Source organism: Streptomyces bikiniensis (assembly GCF_000716625.1).
In the GTDB taxonomy this organism is placed as follows: Bacteria; Actinomycetota; Actinomycetes; order Streptomycetales; family Streptomycetaceae; genus Streptomyces; species Streptomyces bikiniensis.
In genome coordinates this window covers 23978-32823 of sequence record NZ_JNXJ01000056.1, presented here as the reverse complement: position 1 = coordinate 32823, position 8846 = coordinate 23978, and the positions used below count along the sequence as shown (strand labels likewise).

Annotated in this window: 7 protein-coding genes, 1 tRNA gene and 1 pseudogene; 3 read left to right on the top strand and 6 right to left on the bottom strand. The window is 70.4% G+C overall.

Annotation, left to right across the window (positions count from 1 at the left end):
• Nucleotides 1-39: 39 nt before the first annotated feature.
• The 4 genes from OO47_RS30135 to OO47_RS30120 form a co-directional block, all read right to left on the bottom strand.
• Nucleotides 40-600 carry a MobC family plasmid mobilization relaxosome protein gene (locus tag OO47_RS30135; protein ID WP_033210789.1) on the bottom strand — a complete coding sequence of 187 codons (561 nt, stop codon included), beginning with the start codon at nt 598-600 and terminating at the stop codon, nt 40-42.
• A gap of 408 nt (nt 601-1008) precedes the next feature.
• A complete protein-coding gene (locus OO47_RS30130; RefSeq protein ID WP_033210787.1) occupies nt 1009-1860 on the bottom strand; it encodes a DUF2637 domain-containing protein in 852 nt (283 codons plus the stop codon).
• Nucleotides 1861-2284: 424 nt separating this feature from the next.
• Nucleotides 2285-3553, bottom strand: coding sequence for a DUF3631 domain-containing protein (locus tag OO47_RS30125; RefSeq protein ID WP_030222235.1), 1269 nt, complete (start codon nt 3551-3553; stop codon nt 2285-2287).
• Between the two features lie 233 nt (nt 3554-3786).
• Nucleotides 3787-3981, bottom strand: a complete 195-nt coding sequence (locus OO47_RS30120; protein WP_106962285.1) for a hypothetical protein — start codon at nt 3979-3981, stop codon at nt 3787-3789.
• 130 nt (nt 3982-4111) lie between these two features.
• Here OO47_RS30120 and OO47_RS30115 point away from each other — a divergent pair, with 130 nt between their 5' ends.
• Both OO47_RS30115 and OO47_RS33685 read left to right on the top strand, forming a co-directional pair.
• Nucleotides 4112-4795: a helix-turn-helix domain-containing protein gene (locus tag OO47_RS30115; RefSeq protein ID WP_030222229.1), complete on the top strand. Its 684-nt coding sequence runs from the start codon at nt 4112-4114 to the stop codon at nt 4793-4795.
• A pseudogene (locus OO47_RS33685) lies at nt 4792-6404 on the top strand (site-specific integrase). Before OO47_RS30115 ends, OO47_RS33685 begins: the two are co-directional and overlap by 4 nt.
• A 45-nt stretch (nt 6405-6449) precedes the next feature.
• Here the strand turns inward: OO47_RS33685 and OO47_RS30105 are convergent.
• Nucleotides 6450-6522: transfer RNA gene (locus tag OO47_RS30105), tRNA-Arg, on the bottom strand.
• A 354-nt stretch (nt 6523-6876) separates the two neighbouring features.
• Nucleotides 6877-7824 (bottom strand): ScbA/BarX family gamma-butyrolactone biosynthesis protein, encoded by a 948-nt coding sequence (locus OO47_RS30100; RefSeq protein ID WP_078490053.1) that lies wholly within the window; start codon nt 7822-7824, stop codon nt 6877-6879.
• Between the two features lie 285 nt (nt 7825-8109).
• On the opposite strand from OO47_RS30100, the gene OO47_RS30095 reads away from it, so the two are divergent.
• Nucleotides 8110-8739, top strand: coding sequence for a ScbR family autoregulator-binding transcription factor (locus tag OO47_RS30095; protein WP_030222225.1), 630 nt, complete (start codon nt 8110-8112; stop codon nt 8737-8739).
• The last annotated feature ends 107 nt before the right edge of the window (nt 8740-8846 follow it).

Below are 8846 nucleotides of genomic sequence, written 5' to 3'. Positions count from 1 at the left end.
GGCCACGGGTGTTGGACCCGGCCGGTTTGATGGCGGCGATCACGCGGCCAGGTCCTTCCTGGAGTCGGTCGGTTCGCGCAGGGCCTCGGCGATCAGCTCTAGCAGGCGGTGGAGCTCGTCGAGTCGGTGGCGGATGTCGGGCGGGGTGAGGTCGCTGTTCAGCGAGCGGGCGATCTGGTTGACGTTGACGCCGATCCGGTTGAGCTCGCGCAGCACCTGGGCGCGGAACATGTGGGTGCGGCGGCGGTCCTCGGACAGTGGCAGGTTCGCGGTGAACCGGCCGGATACGAACGCGAGGACGATGTCGGCGGCGAAGCCGGATTCCCCCTTGTAGCCGTGCTCGGCGGCGGCCTCCTGGAGGTCGGTGTGCTCGTCGCCGGTGAACCGCAGCGGGCCGACGCGGACGGTCCGCTTGGTGCCGGTGAAACGGCGGATCGCCGGCTGCACGCTCTGCACCGCTCGCTCGCCGACCGTCGGTTCGGTGGCGGGTGCGGGGCTGAGGATCTGCTGCTGGACGGCGTGGAGCTCGTCCTGGTCGGGGCCGCCCTCGGTCCCGCCCTTCCGGTCCTGCGCCCCCTGGCGTCGGGCCGTCTCCGCCACCCCCGGGGCGGAGATCCCCGAAGACCGGCCTTGAGTCGGACTCGGGGTACTACTGGCTCCGCCAGGAGCAGCCCGGCCGAACGTGCGCCGCAAACGCTCCTTCAGCGTAGGCAACTTCGTCGGCACGGACAGGTCGCCTGCGGTGACTTCGACATCGTGCGCGTCGTGCCGGTGGCGTGTCATGGGCGGTTCTCCGGATGAAGGCAGATGGGGTAGGCAGATCGGTGGGGAAGGCCGGGCGACGTGCAACCGGCAGTTGGCTGTCCACAGCTGTGGAGGAGTAGATGCTGCGGACGGTGGCCGGGTGGCGGGGGTGGGATTCCGGCGGGTTCGGTATGTGGGCCGGCCGGGTTTCGGTGGCACCGGAAGTACTTCCGGTGCCACCGAAGGGCCTCATTCCCGGACGGGTCAGCCAGTGCTGCTGCCGACGGCGACGGCAGCACCTGGCTCGACCTTTTGGGCGTTCAGCTCGTCGCAGACGTTCTTCACGCGGGCGTTGCCGACCTTGCGGCCGCGGTTGACGCGGATCTCGTCGCCGACCTCGGTGGGCGAAGCGGTTCCCGTACGGGCCATGACCTCGCGCGCGACGGCCCGGATCTCGTCATCAGATATGTCCTGCGGGCGTCCGGTACGCCGAGGCCGTGCTCTGGCCGGCTTGGGGGACGGGCTGGGGCCCTTGCTGTCCGGCGGGGTTGCGGTGTCGGCCAGGCGGTCGGGGTCGGGATGCTCCGCCGGACCGTCGCCGTGTTCCTTGCCCCCGCCAGGAGGAGCCGACTGGACGACTGCGTTGGCCAGGGGCATCGGCTCCGGAACGGACGCAGGTTTCCGGTGGCCAGCAGGCGGCTCGACGAGCTGGTGGATCTGTCGCATCAGCACGCCGAAGGCAAGGAGCGCGGCGGTCGGCGGGACCGCGGCGACCACGTAGTCGAGCCAGTGCACGGCGCGGGCGTCGCTCGCTCCGCTCACGCCCGCCACGTTGAGCGCGATGGATCCGACCGACCCGATGGCGGTCACGGCGATGGCCCACAAGTCGGTGACCTGGCGCAGGCTTGCCCGGAGCATGAGCAGTTCACCCGCGACGATGAACGCGTCGAGGGTGGCGGGCCACGCCCAGCGGCGGGCCGGGGAGCCGCCGAGGCCGTGCTGGCCGGCAACGTCGGCCAGGTGTGCGTAGGAGAGCCAGAACGCTCCGGCCGTCAGAAGGAGGATGACGACTCCAGCCGCGATGAGCACGAACCGCTCGGCAGTGTGCCCGGTCACCGTCGGCTGCACCTCGCTGGGCCTGCTGCCAGGTTGCCGGAGGCGTAGTTGTCGAAGGCGGGAGAGGAGAGTCAAGCGGGAGTACTCCTTGGGGTGGTGGTGTGAAGCGTCTTGGGCGTCTTGGCCGTTGCAAGCGCAGGTGAGGGCCGGTACGGCAGACCTGGTAGGTGTCCGTCTTGGCCGCCCTGGTGGGGACGGCACGGGTCGGCCTTCCGTCTTGGCCTCATGACCGGTGACCTGCGGCGATACGGCGCGTACGAGTGGGACGGCACGAGACGGATGCGGGCGACGTCCCGCGCTCCACACGGTCGGTCGTGATCGTGTTGCCGTCTTGGGCCCGGTTGCCGTCTTACGCGTATGCCTTCTGACCTGCGCGATCACGGCAGGGACGGCAAGGACGGCAACCAGCGGGGGCGGGGCGGGGTCAGCCCTGGGGTGCGGCGTCGACCGGGTGGACGGCCGGGCAGTAGCGGCGCCAGGGGTCGAGGAACTTGTTGCGCATGTAGCCCTTGCGCTGGGTTCCGTCGACCATGCGGACGTTTCCGGGCTTGACGCCGAACTGCCGGAGCATCGAGCCGAGGTCTCGCGGGCTCAGCCCGCTGCGCCCCCACTCGGCCCATGGGCTCTCCGGGTCCTGGCGCAGGTGGTGGATGAGCTCCTCCGTGGAGAGGCTGTCGACCTCGCGCTGGGCGACGAAGACGCGCCGGATGTCGGCCAGGATGCGGGCCCCGCTGGGGTGGTCCTCCTCGGCCGCCGTCTCGGCGGCGACCATCTGCTCGCACGCGGTACGGGCTCGGCTCGGCCAGGTCCCGGCCGCGAGGTCGGCGACGATGACGAGCGGTTCCCAGGTGTCGGCCGCCCGGTCCTCGACCGGCATCGTCGGTTCGAGGTCGGCGGCCTCGTCCAGCAGGGGCCTCGCCCAGGTGGCGATGCGGTTGCGCAGGTCGTGGAGGGACGGGATGTCCCGACGTGACCGGAAGGGACGGACGGTCTCGCCTTCCGCCCGCCGGCGCATGCGGATGACCACCGACCGGTCCATGATCGTGTCAGGCAGGTCGCCGATCCCGGCGATGGCCGCCATGGCGAAGGTCGCGAACCGGTGGGGTGTGTGGTCGTTGCCGACCACCCGGGTCACGTAGCGGTTGCGCTGGTGGCCGGCGTTCAGCAGGCCGCGCATCTCCTCGTTCTTCTCGGCCTGCTTCGGCGTGCCGAAGATCGTGTCCGCCTCGTCCACGAGGAGCGTGGGCGGTTCCTCGGTGATGGAGCGGAAGACCGCCGCCGGCGTGGTGTTGATGGTGAGCATCGGCTCGTGGACCGTCTCGGTCAGCACGTCAAGCAGCCGCGACTTGCCGCACCGCTTCGCCGGGCCCACCACCGCCAGGCGCGGGGCATGCTGCCACGCGGGCTGCAGATGCGTCGCCGCCACCCACAAGGTGACCGCGTCGAGCGCCTGCTCCGAGGGCAGGATCACGAACTTCGCTATCTGCCGACGCAGTTCGTCCAGCAGGGACGATCCTGCGGTCGGCTCAGGGTCCGGTTCCGTCTCCTCGGCAGGCTCGTCCGCCACGGCGCCTTCGACGCCGTCGGCGGCAGAAGCCTGACCGATGTACTCGCCGGGCTTGCCAGGGACGGGGACCGGCGGCCACACGGGCTTGTCGGGGTTGGAATAGGGCTGGGGTTCGGGGTGTTCCACAGGGCAGCTCCTCGTCTGGCGGTGGCGGGCTCGCACGCCCTTGCCGCCGGGTTGGTTCTTCCAGGGCCGTTCGGGGTTGCTCGGGCCTCCGGCGTCGCACCGCCGGGGGCCCATTCCCTTCTCGCGGGCAGCAGGCCACCGCGAGGGAACACGGACAGTACGTCCACGCCTGGCCACAGTCCAGCGCATCTGTGTCAGCTCAGCGCAGAACCACCTGCTATGTTGCTTCGCCCTCACGCGGCCAGCCCCAGCAGATTGAGCAGATCTGCGGTCACCACGCGGTACGCCTTGCCCAGGCGCAGGACCTTGCACGGGTACTCGCCCCGCTTGGCCAGCTCGTAACCCTTGCTCCGCCCGAGGCCCAGTGCACGGTTGCCCGTGTCCAGGTCAACGGCAACAGGAAGGGCCAGCAGTTCCTCGCGAGTCATGCCCTTCGCCTGCTCGGCCGTCACCTCATCGCGCACGCGGCGCTCCTTTCGTCACAGCCCTCGGCGAACATGCCCAACATGTCCGGCTCCAGGCGGCTAGGAACCATCATGAGCGAGCTACTGTGTCTGCATGACACAACGTGGTTTCGATGATGAAGAGGACGACGACTTCCCCGAGTGGGTGGACCGGATCAAGGCCAACGTGGCCGGCGAGGTCCGGCGACGGAGAAAGGAGATGGGATGGAGCGCACAGGACCTCGCCGACCAGTGCGAGCAGCTCGGGCACCCGATCCCGCGCAATGTGATCGCCAACATGGAGTCCGGACGCCGGGCCACCCTGCCGCTGGTGGACGTCATCGTGCTGGCCGCAGCCCTGGAGACGTACCCGGTCTGCCTGATCTTCCCGGTCGGGTACGTCGATCAGACCCAGGAGCTCCCGTTCCAGAGGCTCGTCCCCACCTGGGATGCCCTACGGCGCTTCACCGGCGAACAGGAGGTGCCCGAACGCGACGCGGGCATGGTCCCCGACTTCGAGCTTCACGCCAGACTCACGCGCACCGCGCTCGCCGCGCTCGAAGAGGAAGAACGGGCACGGTTCGCCGCCAAGACGGCCACCAGCCGCGCCCAGCAGGAAGAAGCCGAACGCAGGCGGGCCGAATACGCCGACCAGGCCATCTCCGCCAAGTACAACCTCCGGCACCTCCGCCGGGACATCCGAGACGAGGGAGCCACCCCGCCAGACCTGCCACCCGCACTGGGTGATGTCGACCCACCCGACACAGATCCCAACACCACCCCGGAGGAACGCCTTTGAAGGGCTCCACCCACCGCCGTTGCTACTGCCGTGACCCGAAGACCGGCAAGCCGCTCGGCAAGAGCTGCCCCAAGCTCTCCAGCCGCAAGCACGGCTCCTACTCCATACGCCAGGAGCTTCCCCCTCGTGAGGACGGCACCCGCCGCTCCTTCAGCCGCGCCGGCTACGAGACCCTCAAGGAGGCTCAGGCCGATCTCGACCACGTGCGGGCCCTCCTGGGGCTCGCCGAGTCCGACGATGCCGAGGCCCTGGCCCGGATCGCCGAGCTTCTGGAGACCGTGGCCGCCGAGAAGGCGCCGCTGCCGAACATCGAGTCGACCCGGCGCCGCCTCAGCCACGGCCTGGACCTGATCAGCAGGCTCACCGTCGGTGAGTGGCTGGACATGTGGCTGGCCGGCAAGAAGGGGCGGCAGAGCGCCATCAGCCGCGACGAGAGCAACATCCGCGTCCACCTCAAGCCGCGCATCGGTCACCTGCGACTCGACCGCCTTCGCGTCTCTCATCTCTCGGAGATGTTCGAGGCCATCGCGGAGGGCAACGTCGAGATCGCCGAGGGCAACGCCGCCCGGCGCAAGGCGTTCGAGGACCTGGCCCGTATCCCGTGGAAGGGCGCGAGCCGCGCGCTCGGCGTAAGGCGATGAAGGCGGCCATCGCCGACATGGAGCCGTACCGCCGCATCGTCGGGCCGGCGACGCGCCAGCGCGTCCGATCCACCCTGCGCGCCGCTCTGAACTCCGCGATCGCGCAGCAGTTGATCACCTTCAATCCGGCCGCTCACGTCGAACTGGAAGCAGGCAAGCGGCCCAAGGCGCTCGTGTGGACCGAGGAACGGGTCCTGCACTGGCAGCGCACCGGCGAGAAGTCCTCGTCCGTCATGGTTTGGACGCCGGAGCATACCGGCCTCTTCCTCGACCACGCGGCGGACGACCGTCTGTACGCCCTGTTCCACCTCATCGCGTTCCGCGGGCTCCGGCGTGGGGAGGCGTGCGGGCAGAAATGGACCGACACCCACCTGGACGCGGGTCTCATCACCGTCGCCAAGCAGCTCGTCGTCGACGGCTGGGAGGTCTACGAGGACGACCCCAAGACCGACGCGGGTGCGCGCACCATCGCCCTGGACGCGGACACGGTCGAGGTCCTGCGCCGGCACCGCGCTCGGCAGGGCGAGGAGCGTGAGAAGTGGGGGACCGCCTGGGTGGAGACCGGCCGTGTCTTCACGCGGGAGAACGGGGAACTGCTCCACCCCGCCAACGTCACCCGCCGCTTCATCGAGCTGTGCGAGGAGATCGGCCTCCCGCCGGTCCGGCTCCACGACCTGCGCCACGGCGCGGCGACCCTCGCCCACGCGGCCGGCGCCGACCTGAAGGACATCCAGGAGATGCTCGGCCACTCCTCGATCACCATCACGGCGGACACGTACACGAGCCTGCTTCCCGAAGCGGATCTTGCGATTGCCGAGGCTGCGGCCCGTCTCGTCCCGCGTGCACGCGCCCCTCGCGATGTGCCGGATGGTGCTGATCGGTTGGGGGTTATTTCGGGGGCTGCCGACCCGTCCGCTCACGCAGCGCACACGCAAACGGCCCCGGACGGGACGTCCGGGGCCGAGTAGGCCCCTTCCCTGGGGAGAAACCCCAGGTCAGGGCCATACGTCTAGTGCCCCCGGCAGGATTCGAACCTGCGACACCCGCTTTAGGAGAGCGGTGCTCTATCCCCTGAGCTACGAAGGCGGGGGCTCGGCGGGACCTCGGAGGAGATCCAGGGACGGATCTTCGGCGAGGAGGCCGGGCCCGGTGGTCGGACGCGAAACGGATCTCGCCGAGTGGCATCGCCGCCCGCAGGAGCCGTGTCGACGGCCGACCAGGGAACAGGGTAGCGGATGGGCGTCCGGCCGGGGGCCGCGTCCCCCGGGACGGCTCGCGGGACTGTGGAGGCGTCGTCGGGCGAGCGCCGCCACCGGTGGTCGCCTGCCGCGCCCGCCCCGCCCGTCGGAGCGGGCGGAGCGGGCGCGGGGGACCGGAGGGCCGGCCGACCGCTGACGGCGTGGCGGACGGGGGCCGTGGGAACCACGGGTGCGGTGGGTCTCAGGCGGGCGGGAGGGGGTGGGTGGTCACTTCGGCGCCGAAGACGGAGCCGCCGTTCTGTTCCATCGAGATCAGGGTGACCCGGGTGCCCTCCGGGGTTCCCGGACTCGCCGTGAGGGGCGTGGCCTTGACGAGGCACGGGGTGTCGAACTCGGCGTAGCGGATGAAGAGGGTCTTCATCGCCACCACGGTGGCCGGTTGCGGGGACCGGGTCAGGGCCGCCTGGCGTGCCGCTTCGAGGAGCAGCATGCCCGGGGCGTGGTCGACGGGATGGTCGAAGAGCACCGGGTGCCCGAGGTCCGACCGCAGGTACCAGTGGCCCGGTGCGCCGGCGGAGGACAGGACGACGTCCTCGGACCGCTCGCGGCCGACGAGGCGGGGATCGATCGGGCGGCCCGGCGGCAGGGCGCGGGCGTGGGCCGCGGTCAGGTCCGCGTACGGGCCGCGCAGCCGCCGGTAGACCGCCGGGGACTGGTTGGAGAACCGGGTCCGCACGTGGGCGACGGTGGCGCCGCCCAGGGATGCCCGGACGTCCATGGTCATGCCCGCGAGGCGGGAGCCGCGGCGTACGACGTCGGTGCAGGTGACGTCCAGCTCGATCGCGGACGGGGCGCCGGCGGCCCGGAGCGCCGACGGCTGGAAGCGGAAGTGCAGGTCCTCCCAGGCCTGCCGGAAACCGAACGGCACGTCGTACGCGGTGTGGCAGAGCATCGGGATCGTCTGGCGCACGCACTCGATCAGCAGCAGCGGGTCGCGGGAGCCGCGCGCCCCGCCGTAGAAGCGGTGGTCCGCGGGCCACCGCGCGGAGACCTCGAACCGGTCGGCTCCGATCGGACGCCGGCCGGTGAGGAGCAGTTCGTCCACGTCCGTCTTGTGCACCTCGGCCGCCGACACCGGTCGGCTTCGAGGCTGCGGTTCGCGCGTCCTCGGCGGTGTGCTCGTGAGCATGCTGTCCCCCTGGTACGTCTCGTACGTCGAAAACGAAGACGGTCCGGACAGGGGTGGGTGGCGGAACCGGTAGCCCCCCGCCCGTTCCGCGATAAACCTAAAGAGTGCTCTCTTTTTTTGAAAGTAAAGATTCGGCAAACCGGTGGGTTTGAAGGGTGATTCGGGTGGATTTTTGCTGGTGGGGAGGGGTGTGGGGTGATGGCGGGCGTCGGATGGGGGTTGTCAACGGCGTGCTTCGGCTCGGTAACATAAGAGTCGTTCCGTTTTTCTGGAGGGTGTGAGGTCGTGGCAGGTCCCAAGCAGGAGCGGGCTGTTCAGACGCGTGAGGCGATCCTCCGCGCGGCGGCCGAGACCTTCGACGAGCTCGGCTACGCCGGTGCGAGCGTCAACCTGATCCTGAAGCGGGCCGGACTCACCACGGGCGCCCTGTACTTCCACTTCGACTCCAAGGAGGGCCTGGCGCGCGCGGTGATGAACGCGCAGCCCGACACCATCGTCCCCGGGCTGCGGTCCGAGGGGCTCCAGCGGCTGGTGGACATCACCCTGTCCTGGTCGCACCTGCTCCAGGTCGACCCGCTCCTGCGGGCCGGCGTCCGGCTGACGGGGGAGCAGGCCAGCTTCGGCACCTCCGACGCGACGCCCTACCAGGCCTGGGCGGGCATCATGGCCGACTGCCTGCGCGCGGCGCAGGACAGGGGGGAGCTGCAGGCGGGGGTGTCGCCCGAGGAGCTGGGCGAGTTCGTCACCGAGGCGTGTACGGGCATGCAGATGTTCTCCGCCGTGGCCAGCGGCAGGAAGGACCTGACCGACCGCACCATCCGGATGTGGCGCCTGCTGCTGCCCGGGGTCGCCGTGCCCGCGATCGTCTCCCGCACCGAGGTCAGCCACGAGCGGCTGAGGAGCCTCGTCGGCTGACGCCCCGGGGCCGTGCCCCGACCCGTACCACCGGTTCCGTACGGCCGGTTCCGTACCACCCGTCCCTTACCACCGGTTCCGTACCGCCCCTTTCGTTTCACCGGCGC

Excerpts from the sequence above, each read along its gene's own strand:
- OO47_RS30120 (WP_106962285.1), bottom strand. The coding sequence starts at position 3,981 with ATGACTCGCGAGGAACTGCTGGCCCTTCCTGTTGCCGTTGACCTGGAC.
- OO47_RS30115 (WP_030222229.1), top strand. The coding sequence starts at position 4,112 with ATGACACAACGTGGTTTCGATGATGAAGAGGACGACGACTTCCCCGAG.
- OO47_RS30100 (WP_078490053.1), bottom strand. The coding sequence starts at position 7,824 with ATGCTCACGAGCACACCGCCGAGGACGCGCGAACCGCAGCCTCGAAGC.